We start from the raw sequence: 283 nt of genomic DNA, 5'->3' as shown, positions 1-283 counted from the left end.
ATCGCCCACAGCAAAAAGATTAATGCGTACTGTAACGGTGTAGCCATTCTTGTTCCAGCGCATTTACCCAACCTGCGTGCGGTTCAGCCAGTACAGGCGGCAGATCCTGCGGCATTCTCGATTGCAATGATTCGCGCTGCCCGTCAGGCAGTTTTTGCGGATCGAGAACAGAAGGATCGCCCCAGACAGCGGGATCTGCTTTACGCAGTTGCGCATCGGGTGAGAGCAGGAAATTGGCAACTACCTTCGCCGCAGCACTGGCATTCGCGTTGGCAGGAATGGT

1 pseudogene is annotated in these 283 nt (G+C 55.1%); it reads right to left on the bottom strand.

The window, feature by feature from the left end:
• Positions 1 to 19 precede the first annotated feature (19 nt).
• Positions 20 to 283 (bottom strand): annotated as a pseudogene (locus LZP73_RS20785) (ABC transporter substrate-binding protein); the annotation flags it as partial.

This window comes from Shewanella sp. AS16 (assembly GCF_021412365.1).
Taxonomy (GTDB): domain Bacteria; phylum Pseudomonadota; class Gammaproteobacteria; order Enterobacterales; family Shewanellaceae; genus Shewanella; species Shewanella salipaludis.
This window is presented reverse-complemented; position numbering and strand designations above follow the sequence as displayed.